Genomic DNA, 16,587 nt, shown 5'->3' on the forward strand with positions numbered 1-16,587 from the left:
TTGTTATGTCAGTTGTACTGATCGGCTTTGCCGTTCTCCTGTTCCTGATCATTGTGGTCCGGATGCCGATTGCATTCGCCATGGGGCTGGTCGGCTTCTTTGGCTTTGCGAGCCTGCAAGGGCTGGAATTCAGCAATATGGCGGATTTCCGCTGGACCGGGGCGCTGTCAATGGCGTCCAACCGTGTCATCGATACCGTGCAGGAATACAGCCTGTCGGTGATTCCGTTGTTCATTCTTATGGGCAACCTGGTGACGCGCTCCGGGCTGTCCCATGAACTTTATCGGGTTTCCCACGCCTTCCTCGGCCACCGCAAGGGCGGTTTGTCGATGGCGACCGTCGTAGCCTGCGGCGGTTTCTCCGCCATCTGTGGCTCCAGTCTGGCGACTTCGGCCACCATGTCCAAGGTGGCGATGCCGCCGATGCGCAAGTACGGCTATTCCGATGCGCTGGCGACTGCGTCCATCGCGGCCGGTGGTACCCTGGGAATCCTGATTCCGCCGAGCGTGATTCTGGTGATCTACGGTCTGCTGACCGAGTCGTCCATCCGTGAACTGTTTGCCGCCGGTTTCATTCCGGGCTTCCTTGGCATTCTGTTGTATCTGGTGGCGGTGCGCTACGTTGTCTGGCGTGATCCCAGTGCCGGTCCGGCCGGAGAAAAGACGCCCTGGAGTGAGCGCCTGGTTGCACTGCGCGGCGTTTGGGGCGTGTTGTTGCTGTTCACGATCGTGATGGGCGGCATTTATCTGGGTATCTTTACCCCGACCGAAGCGGCCGGTATCGGTGCTGGCGGTGCTTTCTTGATCACCCTGTTCCGTGGCCGTATTACCTTGCGCACACTGTTCGAAACCCTGACCGACACGGCACGCACCTCGGCAATGCTGTTCGCGGTGGTGATCGGTGCGCTGATCTTCTCCGACTTCATCAACCGTGCCGGTCTGCCGGATATGCTGCTGGAGTTTGTGACGGCACTGGACGTGGCGCCGATCGTGGTCATCCTGGCGATTCTAGGCATCTACATCGTATTGGGTATGGTGTTCGAGAGCCTGTCGATGATGCTGCTGACCGTGCCGGTGTTCTACCCGCTGGTCGCCAGCCTGGACTTCGACCTGGTCTGGTTTGGCATCGTGGTGGTAGTCGTGACTGAGATCAGTCTAATCACACCGCCGGTGGGTATGAACGTGTTCGTACTCAGTGCGGTATTGAGGGATGTGAAAACCGGCACTATCTTCAAGGGAGTGACCCCGTTCTGGTGTGCCGATATCGTGCGCCTGGCGATGATCGTGTTTGTCTCTCAGATTGCACTTTTCCTGCCGGAGCTGCTTTACCGCTAAGCTGTTTCAGGCCGTCTGTATGATGAATTGTGTCACATGCGGGCGGCCTGAATCACCGGTAAAAGAATGAAGACCAAACTCGTGCAATGGTATACATTAGTGGGGTATAGCCATTGCGCTGCTTGCTTGACGCGACAAAGTGATACACTATTAATCAGTGATGAATTTTTTAGGTATCGCAAAAAATAATTATACCAACGCAGGAGCAACACCATGATTAAAACAATAAAGATTGCCACTGGCGCGGCTGCCCTCGCGGCAGGCCTGTCCCTTTCCACCACTGCACTGGCGGCTGACACAACCCTGATCGTCGGCACCTGGCTGCCGCCGACCGCGGCACAGAACGCCGTGGTATGGCCGACCTGGGCCAAGTGGGTGGAAGAGGCCACCGAAGGCCGTGTCGAAGTCAAGATCGAATATGATGTCGGTCACCCCAAAACCTATTTCCAGCTGGTTGAAGACGGCGTTATCGATGCCGGTTTCAGCTATCACGGCTATGTGCCGGGCCGCTTCAAGCTGCCGCTGGCCGTTGAGCAGCCAGGCCTGGGTGTGGGTGCCGAAGCCGCATCCGTGGCGCTGTGGAAGACCCAGCAGAAATACTTCAATGACGCCAACGAATTCGTTGGTCTGGAACTGCTGGGCATGTTTACCCACGGTCCGGGTCAGCTGATGACCACCAAGCCGGTCGACAGCATTGCTGACCTCAAGGGTATGAAGATCCGCATCGGCGGTGGCGTTCAGGCTGAAATCGGCGAGCGCACCGGCATGGCGCCGGTATCCGCACCGGCAACCAAGGTATACGAGATGATGCAGCAGGGCGTTATCGATGGTGCACTGTTGCCGCTGGGCGAGCAGAAGGCCCAGCGTCTGGCTGAAGTCACTGATACCCTGAACCTGATTCCGGGCGGTATGTACCTGGGCAGCTTCTCCATGTTCATCAACCCGGACTTCATGGAAGATTTGGACCCGAAGGATGCTGAAGCCATCCGTCGCGTATCCGGTGAAAAGCTGTCTGCACTGGCCGGCAAGGCCTGGCAGAAAGCGGATGAAGATGGCCTGGCGTTTGCCCGTGAAACCGGTGTGAACATTGTTGAGCACGGCGCTGATGCCACGTTCAACCAGGACTTTCTGAAGCTGGCCGACGGCATGGATGAGGCCTGGATCGAGAGCGTATCTGATCGTGATGTCGATGCCCGTGCTGCTCTGGACGAGCTGCGCACCATCGCTCGTGAGTACGAAGCGCAGGAGTAATCCATGTCATTCAGTGCCTGGTTCACAGCGCACTATGACGAGAAGGGGCCGGTCCGTTGGCTGGCCTTTTTTCTCGAACTGGTGTCCGCTTCAGTCCTTTTCTTCCTGATGGCACTGACCTGCGTTGATGTCGTGGGTCGCTATCTGTTCAACAGCCCGCTGCATGGCGGTACTGAAATGACCGAAATCGGTCTGGCGGTGATGGTGTTCGCGGCCATGCCGGTGATCACCTGGCGCGGTGGTCATATCGTGGTTGACCTGCTGGATCGCTTTCTGGGCGGCAAAATCGTCAAGGCGTTGTCGCTGTTTGCGGCACTGGTGATGTCCTCGTCGCTGTACTTTCTGGCTCTGCGCATCTTCGAGCTGGGCGAGCGTTCCATTCGCCGTGGCGTTGTGACCGAATTTCTCGGCATGCCCAGTGGCTACGTAGTACAGTACATCGCGATCATGAGCTGGGCCACGGCCTTTGGCATGATCACCTATGGCGTCTACCGGATCCTGTTCCAGGATAAACACTAACTTGAACCGGATGCAGGTACCTCGCTTATGTCTGTCATTCTGATCGGCTTTGCCGTTCTTCTGTTTCTGATCATCGTGGTCCGGATGCCGATCGCATTCGCCATGGGGATCGTCGGCTTTTTCGGCTTTGCGTTTCTGCAGGGCCTGGAACTGAGTAATATTGCCAACTTCCGCTGGACGGGTGCCTTGTCGATGGCATCCAATCGCGTGATTGATACTGTGCAGGAATACAGCCTGTCGGTGATCCCGCTGTTCATTCTCATGGGTAACCTGGTGACGCGCTCGGGTCTTTCACATGAGTTGTATGCGGTTTCTAATGCCTTTCTGGGCCATCGCAAGGGCGGTCTGTCGATGGCGACCGTGGTAGCCTGCGGTGGTTTCTCCGCCATCTGCGGCTCCAGTCTGGCGACTTCGGCCACCATGTCCAAGGTGGCGATGCCGCCGATGCGCAAGTACGGCTATTCCGATGCGCTGGCGACCGCGTCCATCGCGGCCGGCGGTACCCTCGGGATCCTGATTCCGCCCAGCGTAATTCTGGTGATCTACGGTCTGCTGACCGAGTCGTCCATCCGTGAACTGTTCGCCGCCGGTTTCATTCCGGGCATTCTCGGCATCCTGCTGTACCTGGTAGCAGTGCGCTACGTGGTCTGGCGCGACCCCAGTGCGGGACCGGCCGGTGAAAAGACTGAATGGCCCGAGCGCCTGCAGGCGCTGAAAGGGGTATGGGGTGTGCTGCTGCTGTTCACGATCGTGATGGGCGGTATTTATTTGGGTATCTTTACCCCGACTGAAGCGGCTGGCATCGGTGCCGGTGGTGCCTTCCTGATCACCCTGTTCCGTGTCCGCATGACGTTGCGTAATCTGTTCGAAACCCTGACTGATACGGCGCGTACCTCGGCGATGCTGTTTGCGGTGGTAATCGGGGCATTGATCTTCTCCGACTTCATCAACCGTGCCGGTCTGCCGGATATGCTGTTGGAGTTTGTGCAAGCGCTGGACGTGGCACCGATCGTGGTCATTCTGGCGATTCTGGGCATTTACATCGTGCTGGGCATGGTGTTCGAGAGCCTGTCGATGATGCTGCTGACCGTGCCGGTGTTCTACCCGCTGGTCGCCAGCCTGGACTTTGATCTGGTCTGGTTCGGCATAGTTGTCGTGGTCGTGACCGAGATCAGCCTGATTACGCCGCCGGTGGGTATGAACGTGTTCGTTCTCAGTGCAGTATTGAGAGACGTCAAGACCGGGACCATCTTCAAGGGTGTAACCCCGTTCTGGTGCGCCGATATTGTGCGTCTGGCGATGATCGTCTTCGTGGCCCAGATTGCATTGTTTTTGCCGGAGCTGCTGTACCGCTGAGCGCGGTACGGCCTTGCCTGTCCCGCGCGGATAGAGGAGTGGTTGTATGTTTCATGATGTAAAGAAAATCCTGTATGTGTCCGATCTCGAGAAGGGTTCGCGTCCCGCTTTCCGTGCTGCCGTCAGCCTGTGCGGTCACTACGCCGAGTCCCAGATCACTTACATGCATGTCATCGAATCTCTGTCCGGCACGACCCGCAGCGTGCTGGGGAACATGATGGAGAAGGAAGAGATCGACGAGATGCTGAAAAAGGGGGTTGAAGCCCTCAGCGTCAAGATCCGCGAGCGCATCGAACGCTTTTGTGCCGACGAGCTTGAAGAGCACGAAGTGCTGAGCCTGAAGAACATTGACGCCCGTGTCGAAGAAGGCACCCCCTGGCGCAAGATTCTGGAAGTCGCTGACGAGATCAACGCCGATGTCATTGTCATGGGAACACGCAAGCACAACGCGCTGGAACAAGCCTTGATAGGCTCTACCGCCACCAAGACACTGACGCATTCCAAGCGTCCGGTACTGATCGTACCGCTGGGCTGAGTAGCCGTTATTCGCTGCCCTCGGGATAACCGGGGGCAGCCCCGCTTTTTTCAGGCCAGGGACATGCGGCCGTTGTTGTTATCCATCGAGCTGTCCATGGTCAAATCCATCGAATCCCTTGCCCGCGGCCTTCGCGTTGTCGAAGCCATTCGCCATCATGCCCCCGTGTCGCTGTCCCTGCTGCACCAGCAAACCGGCATCAGTAAGGCGACCCTGCTGCGCATACTGAGAACTCTGCAGGAAGCCGGCTGGGTCTATCGCGCGCTGGGCGATTCCCGCTACCGGCTGTCGTTCACGGTCAGCCAGCAGATGCCGGAGCAGGCCCCCGGCGAGCAGCTGGCGGAGCTGGCCGCCCCGGCGGTTCCTGTATTTAAAGGGGATGAAGTGCAGGCCACGTTGGCGCTGTCCTGGCCCCAGGATGCCATTGCCGGGCCGGAACTGCAGCAGCATTACTACCCGTTGCTGAGGGCCGCTGCCGACCGGCTGGCAGCTCAGCTTCAGGCATAGGCATGAGCGTCGTGCCGCTTGCACTATGCCGCCTGTTTCATCTGGTGAAATGTCTTGTTTCGCTCGGGTCGTTCTCGATTAGTCTGACGGCAGACCAATAATAACCGTCGACCAGACCGGCAGTGATGCCGGGCGACCGAACACCCGATCAAAGGCAGTCACATGGCAACACAACCCAACATTCTGTTCATCATGGCCGACCAGCTGCGTGCCGATTATCTGGGCTGCACCGGCCATCCGACGATCAAGACCCCAACCATCGATGCGCTGGCCGCCCACGGCGTCAACTTCACCAGGGCCTACACTCAGGCGCCGGTCTGCGGCCCGTCACGCATGTCCTTCTACACCGGTCGCTATGCCTTTTCCCACGGCGCGACCTACAACAACGTGCCGCTGAAGCTGTCGGAAAAGACCATCGGTGACTACCTGCGCCCGCTGGGCTATCGCGTGGGGCTGGTGGGCAAGACCCACATGAAAAAGGATGTGGAAGGGATGCAGCGCCTGGGCGTAGACCCCGAGTCTTCCCGCGGTGTGTTGCTGAGTGAATGCGGCTTCGAGCCTTACGCGCGTGACGATGGTCTGCACCCGGACCAGACGGTGTCGCCGGATCTGGCCTACAACAACTACCTGCGTGCGCAGGGCTACGAAGGTCACAATCCCTGGCATGAATGGGCCAACTCCGGCGAGGGCGAAAACGGCGAGGTGCTGTCTGGCTGGTACATGCGCAATTGCCATCTGCCGGCACGCATTCCGGAAGCCCATTCTGAAACGGCTTACACCACCAACCGCGCCATGGAATTCATTCGTGAATCCGCCGATACACCCTGGTGCCTGCATCTGAGTTACATCAAGCCCCACTGGCCCTACATTGCCCCGGCGCCTTATCACGACATATACGGTCCCGAGGATGTGCTGCCGGTCAACGCCAGCGAGCAGGAAAAAGCCAACCTGCACCCGGTGATCGAAGCCTTCATGGGCCACGACGAGTCGATGAACTTCTCCCGCGAGGAGGTGCGCCAGCGCGTCATTCCCGCCTACATGGGCCTGATCACCCAGCTGGATGACCATCTGGCACGCCTGTTCGCCTTCCTCAAGGAGATCGGCCAGTACGACAACACCCTGGTGGTGCTCACCGCCGATCATGGCGATTACCTGGGCGATCACTGGCTGGGCGAGAAGGAACTCTTCCATGAAGCCAGTGCCCGCATTCCGATGATCATTCACGATCCGCGTCCCCAGGCCGATGCCACCCGCGGCCGTTGCGACGACCGCCTGGTCGAAGCGATCGACCTGGTGCCCACCTTTGTCGAGCTGGCGGGCGGCGATGTGCCGGACCACATTCTTGAAGGACGCTCACTGCTGCCGCTGTTGACCTCCGGCGAAGTCGCACAGTGGCGCGAATTCGCCATCAGCGAGGCGGACTATGCCTGGCGCAAGGCCCGTTTCGCGCTGGATCTGGCACCGGATCAGACCCGCGCCATCATGATCACCGACGGCCGCTGGAAGTATGTGCATTACGAGCATTTTCGTCCGCAGCTGTTCGATCTGGAGCAGGACCCGCAGGAACAGCAGGACCTGGGGCAGGACGAGGCCCATGCTGATCAGCGCCAGCGACTGCAGCGCGCGCTGTATGACTGGTATCGGCAGCGCAAGACCCGCGTCACCATCAGTAACGCAACCGTGGCCAACATGACCGGGAAGGCCCACGCGCGCGGTTATCTGTTCGGCCTCTGGTAAGGCGCGGACGGGACACACTATAAGAAAGGCGAAAAACTATGCTGACGAACACACTAGCCTGGATCAAGGCTCACCCGGCCAAGCTGCTCGGCGCCCCCCTCTTTTTGATGATGGTGGCATCGATCTTCTATACCGCCGGCTGGGGTATTTTTGATGACACCCTCCTGCGGTTGGGCACCTTTACCCTGTCGTGCGTGATCCTGCTCTATGCCAGCATGACCCGCCAAGAGCGACATTGGTGGGCACGGCTGATCGATCTGGGGCTGTTGCTGGCCGTGCTGGCAGCGGCCTACCGTTACTTTTGGGTTGCTGAAGAGTTGGAGACCGGGCTCTACGAGCTAGAGATGCCCGATATCCTGATGGCTTTGGCAGGCCTGGCGGTGCTGGGCGAGCTGATGCGCCGGATGATCGGCCTGACCCTGCTGCTGGTGTGCGGACTGGCCGCCTGTTACGCACTCTTCGGTCGCGAGCTGCCGGGTGGTCTGGCCCATGCGGGCATGGATCTGGCGCAGATGCTGACCACCGTCTGGTACAGCTTTGACGGCGTGTTCGGCAGTACCCTGGGCGTGGTGACCTCCACTATCCTGATCTTCATCCTCTTCGGGGCGCTGCTGGATGCGCTGGGGGTCGGCGTGGTGCTGCTCAAGCTGTCTTTCCGCCTTACCCGTCATCTGCCCGGCGGCGATGCCCACGCGGCGGTGCTGGCCAGTGGCCTGTTCGGCACCATCTCCGGCAGCTCGGTGGCCAACGTGGTCGGCACCGGGGTGATCACCATTCCGATGATCAAGAAGAGCGGCTTCTCCGGTCGTTTTGCCGGTGCGGTGGAAGCGGCTGCTTCCAGTGGCGGTCAGCTGATGCCGCCGATCATGGGCGCGGTAGCGTTCATCATGGCCGATGTGACCGGTATCAGCTATTTGAACATCACCCTGGCGGCGTTGATCCCGGCGATCTTTTACTACGCCAGCCTGTTTACCTTCATCTCCACCGAAGCCAAGCGTCTGGGCATGAAGGCCCAGGGCAAGGACGCGGTGGAGCCGCTGACCCGCCTGGAAAAACTCAAGGGGCTGGCCTTCGTGGTACCGCTGGGCCTGATCATCGTGCTGATGGTGCAGGGCAGCAGCCCGGCACAGGCCGGTTTCTGGGCGCTGATTGCCGCAGCCGCATTGGGCGTGGCGGTGGATCCCGGCCTGCTGAAAAAGCCGGCCCAGCTGTGGCAGATGGTGGTCAACGGGGCCAAGTCCGCCGCCACTATCATGGTTGCCGTGGCGGCGGTGGGCATCATTATCGCGGTGATGAACGCCACCGGCCTGGGCCTGCGCTTCTCCGAGGCGATCCAGATGGTGGCCGGTGACAGCCTCTTTGTGTCCCTGCTGCTGATGGCCGGTGGCTGTCTGGTGCTGGGCATGGGCATGCCGACGGTCCCGGCCTACCTGGTGATCATTCTGGTCATGGGGCCGGCCGTACAGGCGCTGGGCGTGGAATTGATCGCGGCGCACCTGTTCGTGGTCTACTATGCGGTCCTGTCCGCCGTGACCCCGCCGGTCGCTCTGGCAGCCTTTGCCGCTGCACCGATCGCCCAGGCCAACCCGCTGCGGGTGAGTGTTACCTCCCTGCGCCTGGCGGTGATCGGCTTCCTGATCCCCTTTGCCTTCGTCTATCAGCCCTCGATGCTGCTGATCAATGACAGCTTTAGCTGGGGCGGTCTGGCGATGGCGCTGCTGACCACCACGGCGGCGATCCTGCTGGTGGCGGCTGCTTTTTCCGCCCGCGGACTCAAGCAGGGCCTGTACCTGCTGGCCGGCTTTGCCGTCATCGCGCCGCTGTGGTGGGTTCAGCTGCTGGCGCTGGCACTGCTGCCGGTGCTCCTGCTGGAGCGTAAGGGCCAGGCCGGCACGACCTGGCAGCGTCTTTTCTGCAAACAACCCTGACTCACAACTATAAGAATCAACCCAAGGAATCCATCATGCTCACTTTCAAGATACGTACCTTCAAACAACTGACCACGTCCCTCTGTGTCGGCGCTCTGCTCAGCGCAGGCGCCGTCCAGGTACAGGCTGCGGAAAGTTTCCGCATGTCCACCCTGGGACCGGGCAGCAGCCCCTACATGGTGATGACCCACTTCGCCAACACCGTCAACAAGGAACTGCCGGAGTATTCCATCATCGTTAACGCCACCGGCGTGGCGCCCAAGCACGCCCTGGACACATCCAAGGGGCGCGGCGAGTTCTTCATGATGTCACCGTCGATTCACAGTTACATGAAGACCGGCGGCGGCATGTTCGGCAAGATCAAACAGGCGCCTGAGCTGTCGCAGAACCTGCGTGCCGTATTCATGTTCCCGATGGGCCTCTATCAGGGCGTCACCTATGCCGAGGACAACATTCAGAGCCTGAAGGACCTCAAGGGCAAGCGCGTATTTGCCGGTCCTCCGGGGGGCGTGTCGCGTCGTACCGTCGAAACCATGATCCGGGCCGCCACCGGTTATGAACCCGGCAAGGACTACACCTCGGTGAAGCTGGGCCATGAGTCCGCGTCCCAGGCGTTTCAGGATCACAACATTGATGTCTACTTCAACGCCACCGTGGCCCCCAGCCCGGTGATCAGCCAGATTGCGCTGACCAACCGGGTGCGTTTCATCGGTGTGGACATGGAAACGCTGCAAACCAACCCGGAGCTGCAAAAACTGCTCGGCACCCCGGGCTACAGCATCAAGCCGCTGGAGCCGGGTGTGTACGGTGAAAACCAGGTCAACACCGATCCGGTGTACACCATCGGCATCAATGTGGGCATTGCGACCCACAAGGATCTGGACGAAGAAACCATCTACAAGATGACCAAGGCCTACTGGGATGGTCTGGAAGCACAGAAAGCCAGCACACCCTGGTTGCGCAACCTGAGCCTGGAGGGTGTATTCGCCGACATGAACATGCCGATGCACCCGGGATCGGCGCGCTACTTCCAGGAAATCGGTCTGGACGTGCCTGACGTGAAGTAAGCACGACGCTCCGGTACTGGCTCGCCATACCCCCTTTCTGGTGGCAGACGGCCAGTCAGTACCGGTCGCATTATCATTTTGGCCCGCGGTTCTTTCGCGGGTCGTCTCTCGTTTTTGTCTCCGGCCCGCTAAGCTGCCAGTATAGGGCCCTTTCTGATACCGATCTGTGCGGATATTCTCTGATGTCGATCAGCACTTACAAGCTGTTTCCCTTTCTGCGCTGGCGTGACCGGGTCACCCGCGACAACCTCAAGGCCGACCTGATGGCCGGCCTGACCGGCATGGTACTGGTGCTGCCCCAGGCGGTGGCCTATGCCTTCATTGCCGGTCTGCCGCCGGTGTATGGCCTGTATACCGCTATGGTATCGGCGGTGATCGCTGCGCTGTTCGGCTCCTCCTGGCATCTGATCTCGGGACCGACGGCGGCGCTGTCCATCGTGGTGCTGAGCGTGATCAGCGGTTTGGGGGATTTTTCCGTCGAACAGTATGTCGGTCTGGTGATCAGTCTGACGTTGCTGACCGGCCTGATCCAGCTGGCGCTGGGGCTGTTCCGCATGGGCAGTCTGGTCAACTTCATCTCCCATACGGTGGTGATCGGCTTTACCGCCGGAGCGGCGATTCTGATCGCCGTCAGTCAGTTCAAGCATCTGCTGGGGGTGGAGGTGCCGGGGGGCTTGTCGATGCTGGCCACGCTGGAGCATCTGTTCGGGCAGCGTGCCGGCTTCAATGCGGTGGCGCTGGAAGCCGGACTGGTGACCCTGGTTGTGGCGGTGCTGGCGCGCAAGCTGAATCGCAAATTGCCGCATCTGCTGATCGGCATGGCGGCGGGCAGCCTGGCCTGTTACTTTCTCGATCCGACCGGTGAGGCCGTGGCCTATGTGGGCGCCTTGCCCGGTCAACTGCCGACGCCGGTGCTGCCGGAGTTCTCCTTTGCCACCCTCAAGGCGCTGGCACCGGGGGCGCTGGCGGTGGCGCTGCTGGGCCTGATCGAAGCGGTGTCCATCGCCCGCGCCATCGCCGTGCGCTCGCACCAACAGATCGACGGTAACCAGGAGTTTCTGGGACAGGGGTTGTCCAACGTGGTCGGCAGTTTCTTTGCCTGCTACGCCAGTACCGGCTCCTTCACTCGCTCCGGTGCCAACTACGATGCCGGCGCACGCACGCCGCTGGCGGCGGTGTTTGCCGCGCTGATGCTGGCGGTGGTGGTGCTGGTGGCACCGCAGATTACCGCCCGCCTGCCGCTGGCGGTGATGGCCGGTTCCATCCTGTTGATCGCCTGGAACCTGATCGACTTCGGCAGCATCCGTCACATCCTGTCCAACAGCCGCTCGGAAGCGGCGATCCTGCTGGTAACGCTGTTCTCGACTCTGCTGGTCGAGCTGGAGTTCGCCATCTACATCGGCGTCATGCTGTCGTTGGCGCTATACCTGCGCCGTACCTCCCAGCCGCGGGTGACCCAGGTAGCCCCGCTGCAGCAGAGCGAACGCCGCCATATCCGCAACATCGAGCGCTATGACCTGCAAGAGTGTCCGCAGCTGAAGATCATCCGTGTCGACGGCTCGCTGTTCTTCGGTGCCGTGGATCATGTACAGCAGGAGATCCGTCGCCTGACGGCCCCCGGCAGTGGAGTGAACCATATTCTGCTGATCGGCAAGGGCATCAACTTTATCGACGTGGCCGGGGTGGAGATGCTGCATCAGGAGATCAACCGGTTGCACATGATGAGCGGCGATATCCTGTTCAGCTCGCTCAAGGGTACGGTCATGGATGAACTCAAGCGCACCGGCGCGCTCACGCTGCTGGGCGAGCAGCGCTTTCACGATACCCCACGCTCGGCCATTGCCGAGCTGATTCCAAGGCTGGATCAGGACCGCTGTGCCAGCTGTACCAAACGGATCTTTGGGGATTGTCCGCCGCCGGCGGATGTCTAGTCGTATGCGTGCACTAGGGCCTGGCCGCCGAGTGGGCGTTGTGTGAAGAAGGGGAGCCGGGGATCCGGTGCCGCCCGAAGGGGTAGACGGCACCGGGTTGGGGATCAGAACGTCAGATTGACGCCCAGTGCAATGTTGTCGGCGCTGTTGTCGTACTGTCCGGTCTCGGCCCAGAGGGATACGTTCGGGTGCACCTGCTTTTTCAGCTGGACGACCACGCCGGTGTTGTCGGCGTCGTCGTTATCCGCATCCTTGTCGTAATAGCCCAGCGCGGCCGACAGGCCGGCCTGGAACTGATAGCGCGCGGCCACGCCGTAGGAATCGAAGTCGTTGTTATTGAAGGTGTCTTCGTTGATCTCGTAGGTGGCACCCAGGTGCAACTGGCCGACGTCATAGCCGGCGGTCAGGGCCGTCCGCGCGTAATCGTCACCTGCGCCGACCACGGTTTTCTCGGTCAGTACCCGGCTGATGCCCAGGTTCAACGCCGTGTTGTCGTAGATCAGGCGAGCGGTTTTGACATCCAGATCTTCGCTGTTGTCTTCGCTCAGGGAGAGAGTTGAGAACACCATACGCAGGTTGTTCCACCGAGGCGTGGCGTAGGCCAGCACATCCTGGCCTTCATCGGCCTGGTTGAAGATCGGATTGCCCGTCGGGGTGATGCGACCGTGGTGAGTTTCGTTGTATTCGAACAGGTTGATATTGGCGTACATGTCGCGCTGAACGCCGCTGCTGGAGCGGGGGGCCAGCACGAATACGCCGTAGTGGGTCGGGAAAATCAGCTTGGCTTCCTTGACGTGGATGTCGTCTTCGCCCTCGGTGCCGCCGGTATCACGGTTGTTGACCGCATCGGACACATCGGCCACAAACTGGTAACGCATCTTGAATGCATCGGCCTTGATCAGGCCGTTGACGCCGAATTCCAGCTCGAAGGCTTCAGGGTCGAAATCCCTGTCGTCGATATCCAGTGCACCCAGACTGGCGAACAGGGTGAAATCGGGCATCGGGGCCTCGATGGCCGGAGCGGCCTGAACGGCGCCCGAGATGGCGAGCGTGAGAGCAGAAGCCAGTACAGCGGTTGATGTTGTCGTTGTCATTATTATGCCCTTGTGAGGTGTTGAGTGTGGCTCCAAGGGTAAGGGGGGAACTCTGTCTCCGATGCAGGGCGTTTCCTTGGGTGAAACGCTCGGGGGCTGACAGTCCGCCAGGTTCCGCGTCAGGGAGCATGTCTGTTTCAGCGCGGTGACGGCCGGGCAGGTCATGTTTCACGTGTGAGGCGGCCAGGAGTGCGGGTGCGTCCTGAACCGGTCACTTCGTTCGAGCTTCTACTGCCTGTTGCGTGAAATATGCACTTCCGGCACAAACGCCGGTTCGATTAGTGTCTATAGTATTAGATGAACGGATCACCTGATCCGCAGTGTGCATTCGTTCGGGGGGTACAGAACAGGCAGGTTGTACCGGTTTCATGCTCTGAGTCTGCACGGGCAGGCGAGGAGGGATGAAATGAGTGATACATCACCTTCGCAGTCACTGGAACCTGAGGAGGTTTTCGCCCAGAGCCTGGTCAACGCCGGGCTTGTCAGCGCGGTTGACCTGGAACGTGCCGGTCAGATGCGCCAGACGCAGTCCGAACCGGCTTCCTGGCCCGGCCTGCTGGTCCGCCTCGGGTTGGTATCGGATCAGGACATGGCTCGGGCGCTGTCCGACCATCTGCAACAACCGCTGTTGTCCGTTGAGCAGCTGTACAGTCGCTGCGACAGCGAACCGGGCCTGACCGAGCGCTTCATGCGCGAGCAACTGGTACTGCCGCTGCAGCCGGAGAACGGCCGCCTGCCTCTGGCCATGGCCGATCCGTTCAACACCTATCTGCTGGACGCCGTTGCCATGGCGCGCAACCTGGAGGTTACGCCACAAGTGGCCAGCGGTGCTGCGATTCTCAAGGCACTGGAGCGCCTGCACGGTGAAGGGCAGAGCCAGATGGGCGATATTCTGGCGGATGTGGCACCGGCGGATGCGCCCGAGGAAAGCGTTGAAGAGCTGATGGACATGGCCAGCGGTGCGCCGGTCATCCGCCTGGTCAACCTGATCATCCAGCGCGCTGCCGAGGCGCGGGCCTCGGATATTCACATCGAACCGTTCGAAAACCGCCTCAAGGTGCGCTATCGCATCGATGGCGTGCTGCAGGAAGAGGAAGCGCCGCCGGTGCAGCTGTCCGCTGCGGTGATCTCGCGCATCAAGATCATGGCGCGGCTGAACATTGCCGAGCGCCGCCTGCCGCAGGACGGCCGCATCGAGATGCGGGTGCAGGGGCAGGATCTGGACATGCGCGTCTCCACGGTGCCCACCATGCACGGGGAAAGCGTGGTGCTGCGTCTGCTCAACCGGGACAGTATCAATTTTGAGTTTGCCGGGCTGGGCTTTACCGAACAGGCCCGTCAGCAGTTGGATCGTCTGCTGGCGCTGCCCAACGGCATGATTCTGGTCACCGGTCCCACCGGCAGCGGTAAGACCACCACCCTGTACACGGCGCTGCATCAGCTCAATACCCCGCAACGCAAAATGATCACCGTTGAAGACCCGGTTGAGTATCAGCTTGAGGGGATCAACCAGATTCAGGTCAAAAGCAGCATCGGGCTGACCTTTGCCGGCGCCCTGCGTGCCATCGTGCGTCAGGACCCGGATGTGATCATGGTGGGGGAGATGCGTGACCTGGAAACCGCTCGCATCTGTGTGCAGTCTGCCCTGACCGGTCACCTGGTGCTGTCGACGCTGCATACCAACGATGCGGCCAGCAGTGTTACCCGTCTGCTGGAAATGGGCGTGGAAGACTACCTGCTGACCTCAACCCTGCACGCGGTGCTGGCCCAACGCCTGGTTCGGCGCTTGTGCCGGCACTGCCGCGAGCCGTTCACGCCTCTGCCTGAACTGCTGCGTGAACTGGGGCTGGAACCGCAGGCGGATGTGCAGCTCTGGCGCGCACGGGGCTGTGAGCAGTGTGCCGACAGCGGCTTCAGGGGGCGGCTGGTGATTCATGAGCTGCTGCCGGTCAACGACGAGATTCGGCGTCTGATTCTGGATCATGCCGATGCCGGGCGGATTCAGGCGTCGGCTCGCCAGTCGGGTATGACCAGCATGTACGAGGATGGCTGTCGCAAGGTCCTTGCGGGGCTGACCACGGTGGAAGAGGTCCTGCGCGTGACCCAGGAGGGTGATTGAATGGCGACGTATCTGTACACCGCCATCACCCCGGAGGGAGACGAGCGCCGCGGAGAGGTGGAGGCGGCCAGTCCGGCAGCCGTGGTTCGTCAGCTGCAGGACAGTGGCCTGATTCCGTTGAGTGTGGACCCGGCGCCCGAGGCCTCCGCCTGGCGCGTCCGGGGACGCCCGGGGCTGCAGGTGCAGAACTTTTCGCGCGAGCTGGCCGAGCTGATGCAGGCCGGCATTGCGCTGGACCGCGCGCTGCAAATCATGCTCCGAACCGCCAGCGACAGCGAGCAACAGCGGCTGCTCAAGCGTATTCAGGACAGCGTTCAGCGCGGTCAGCCCCTGTCGACGGCCCTGCAGCAGCAGGGCCGCCTGTTTTCACCCTTCTACCTGAGCATGATGCGTGCCGCCGAGAGTGCCGGCAACCTCACCGCCGGACTTCGGGAGGCCGCCATCTATCTGGAGCGCAGCCGGGCGCTGCGCGAGAAGCTGCTGTCGGCGCTGATCTACCCGGTCATTCTGCTGGTGGTCGCGCTGCTGTCACTGGCCATCATTCTGACCTACGTCATTCCCCAGTTCGAGCAGCTGTTCGCCGACATGGGGGAGGCCTTGCCGCTGGCGACACGGGTGGTGATCGCCATTGCCGACGGGGTGCGCAACTTCGGTCCCTGGGTACTGCTGCTGCTGGTGCTCGGCTATCTGCTGGCGAAGCGTCAGCTGCGCGAGCCCGACGTGCGGCTCGCCTGGCACCGTCGCGTGTTGCTCTGGCCGCTGCTGGGCGGGCTGCTGGCCCGCATCGAAACCGCCCGTTTCAGCCGCAGCCTGGGGACGCTGCTCAAGGGCGGTGTGGCACTGGTGGCGGCACTGCAGCTGGCGCGGGACAGCCTGGGCAACGAAGCCTTCAGGGCCACGGTAGATGATGTGACCCGCCAGGTGCGCGAAGGGCGTCGGCTGGGCGAGCAGCTGCAGCACAGCGGCCTATTTCCGCTGCTGGCGGTGCAGATGATCCAGGTGGGGGAGGAGGCGGGTCAGCTCGATCAGGCGCTGTTGAACGTGGCCGATCGCTATGACCGTGAGGTCGAGGTGAGCCTGCAGCGCCTGCTGACCCTGCTGGAGCCGATTCTGATAGTCGGCCTCGGGGTGCTGATTGCCGGCATGATCATGTCGATTCTGGTGGCGATCATGTCGATAAACCAACTGCCACTGTAATGATAAGGGTGC

At 61.0% G+C, this 16,587-nt stretch carries 13 protein-coding genes; 12 read left to right on the plus strand and 1 reads right to left on the minus strand.

Going from position 1 to position 16,587, the window contains the following annotated elements; genetic code table 11:
- Positions 1-5 precede the first annotated feature (5 nt).
- From KTN04_RS13015 to KTN04_RS13060, 10 genes are all read left to right on the plus strand, one after another.
- A complete protein-coding gene (locus KTN04_RS13015; RefSeq protein WP_217335667.1) occupies positions 6-1,334 on the plus strand; it encodes a TRAP transporter large permease in 1,329 nt (442 codons plus the stop codon).
- Between the two features lie 213 nt (positions 1,335-1,547).
- Complete coding sequence (locus KTN04_RS13020; protein ID WP_217335668.1) at positions 1,548-2,585, plus strand: TRAP transporter substrate-binding protein; 1,038 nt, start codon at positions 1,548-1,550, stop codon at positions 2,583-2,585.
- 3 nt (positions 2,586-2,588) lie between these two features.
- Positions 2,589-3,104 (plus strand): TRAP transporter small permease, encoded by a 516-nt coding sequence (locus KTN04_RS13025; RefSeq protein WP_217335669.1) that lies wholly within the window; start codon positions 2,589-2,591, stop codon positions 3,102-3,104.
- 27 nt (positions 3,105-3,131) lie between these two features.
- Positions 3,132-4,460, plus strand: a complete 1,329-nt coding sequence (locus tag KTN04_RS13030) for a TRAP transporter large permease (protein WP_217335670.1) — start codon at positions 3,132-3,134, stop codon at positions 4,458-4,460.
- Between the two features lie 46 nt (positions 4,461-4,506).
- Positions 4,507-4,995 (plus strand): universal stress protein, encoded by a 489-nt coding sequence (locus KTN04_RS13035; protein WP_217335671.1) that lies wholly within the window; start codon positions 4,507-4,509, stop codon positions 4,993-4,995.
- A 63-nt stretch (positions 4,996-5,058) separates the two neighbouring features.
- Positions 5,059-5,502: a helix-turn-helix domain-containing protein gene (locus KTN04_RS13040; RefSeq protein ID WP_217335672.1), complete on the plus strand. Its 444-nt coding sequence runs from the start codon at positions 5,059-5,061 to the stop codon at positions 5,500-5,502.
- Positions 5,503-5,664: 162 nt separating this feature from the next.
- Positions 5,665-7,239: an alkaline phosphatase family protein gene (locus tag KTN04_RS13045; protein WP_217335673.1), complete on the plus strand. Its 1,575-nt coding sequence runs from the start codon at positions 5,665-5,667 to the stop codon at positions 7,237-7,239.
- 38 nt (positions 7,240-7,277) lie between these two features.
- Positions 7,278-9,167 (plus strand): TRAP transporter permease, encoded by a 1,890-nt coding sequence (locus tag KTN04_RS13050; RefSeq protein WP_217335674.1) that lies wholly within the window; start codon positions 7,278-7,280, stop codon positions 9,165-9,167.
- 35 nt (positions 9,168-9,202) lie between these two features.
- Positions 9,203-10,234, plus strand: a complete 1,032-nt coding sequence (locus KTN04_RS13055; protein WP_217335675.1) for a TAXI family TRAP transporter solute-binding subunit — start codon at positions 9,203-9,205, stop codon at positions 10,232-10,234.
- 182 nt (positions 10,235-10,416) lie between these two features.
- Entirely contained in the window at positions 10,417-12,165 is a 1,749-nt protein-coding gene (locus KTN04_RS13060) for a SulP family inorganic anion transporter (RefSeq protein WP_217335676.1), read from the plus strand.
- 104 nt (positions 12,166-12,269) lie between these two features.
- Here the strand turns inward: KTN04_RS13060 and KTN04_RS13065 are convergent, their stop codons facing one another.
- On the minus strand, positions 12,270-13,259 hold the full coding sequence (locus KTN04_RS13065; protein WP_217335677.1) for a porin: 990 nt from the start codon (positions 13,257-13,259) through the stop codon (positions 12,270-12,272).
- A gap of 406 nt (positions 13,260-13,665) precedes the next feature.
- Here KTN04_RS13065 and gspE point away from each other — a divergent pair, with 406 nt between their 5' ends.
- Positions 13,666-15,378, plus strand: coding sequence for a type II secretion system ATPase GspE (gene gspE / locus KTN04_RS13070; RefSeq protein WP_217335678.1), 1,713 nt, complete (start codon positions 13,666-13,668; stop codon positions 15,376-15,378).
- Complete coding sequence (locus tag KTN04_RS13075) at positions 15,379-16,575, plus strand: type II secretion system F family protein (RefSeq protein WP_217335679.1); 1,197 nt, start codon at positions 15,379-15,381, stop codon at positions 16,573-16,575.
- Positions 16,576-16,587: the final 12 nt, after the last annotated feature.

The organism is Marinobacterium weihaiense, from assembly GCF_019061305.1.
Lineage (GTDB): Bacteria > Pseudomonadota > Gammaproteobacteria > Pseudomonadales > Balneatricaceae > Marinobacterium > Marinobacterium weihaiense.

Bases quoted from the DNA above. Each gene is read 5' to 3' on its own strand.
- KTN04_RS13045 (WP_217335673.1), top strand. From the start codon at position 5,665: ATGGCAACACAACCCAACATTCTGTTCATCATGGCCGACCAGCTGCGT.
- KTN04_RS13060 (WP_217335676.1), top strand. From the start codon at position 10,417: ATGTCGATCAGCACTTACAAGCTGTTTCCCTTTCTGCGCTGGCGTGAC.
- KTN04_RS13055 (WP_217335675.1), top strand. From the start codon at position 9,203: ATGCTCACTTTCAAGATACGTACCTTCAAACAACTGACCACGTCCCTC.
- KTN04_RS13035 (WP_217335671.1), top strand. From the start codon at position 4,507: ATGTTTCATGATGTAAAGAAAATCCTGTATGTGTCCGATCTCGAGAAG.
- KTN04_RS13050 (WP_217335674.1), top strand. From the start codon at position 7,278: ATGCTGACGAACACACTAGCCTGGATCAAGGCTCACCCGGCCAAGCTG.
- gspE (WP_217335678.1), top strand. From the start codon at position 13,666: ATGAGTGATACATCACCTTCGCAGTCACTGGAACCTGAGGAGGTTTTC.
- KTN04_RS13020 (WP_217335668.1), top strand. From the start codon at position 1,548: ATGATTAAAACAATAAAGATTGCCACTGGCGCGGCTGCCCTCGCGGCA.
- KTN04_RS13015 (WP_217335667.1), top strand. From the start codon at position 6: ATGTCAGTTGTACTGATCGGCTTTGCCGTTCTCCTGTTCCTGATCATT.
- KTN04_RS13040 (WP_217335672.1), top strand. From the start codon at position 5,059: ATGCGGCCGTTGTTGTTATCCATCGAGCTGTCCATGGTCAAATCCATC.
- KTN04_RS13025 (WP_217335669.1), top strand. From the start codon at position 2,589: ATGTCATTCAGTGCCTGGTTCACAGCGCACTATGACGAGAAGGGGCCG.
- KTN04_RS13075 (WP_217335679.1), top strand. From the start codon at position 15,379: ATGGCGACGTATCTGTACACCGCCATCACCCCGGAGGGAGACGAGCGC.
- KTN04_RS13030 (WP_217335670.1), top strand. From the start codon at position 3,132: ATGTCTGTCATTCTGATCGGCTTTGCCGTTCTTCTGTTTCTGATCATC.
- KTN04_RS13065 (WP_217335677.1), bottom strand. From the start codon at position 13,259: ATGACAACGACAACATCAACCGCTGTACTGGCTTCTGCTCTCACGCTC.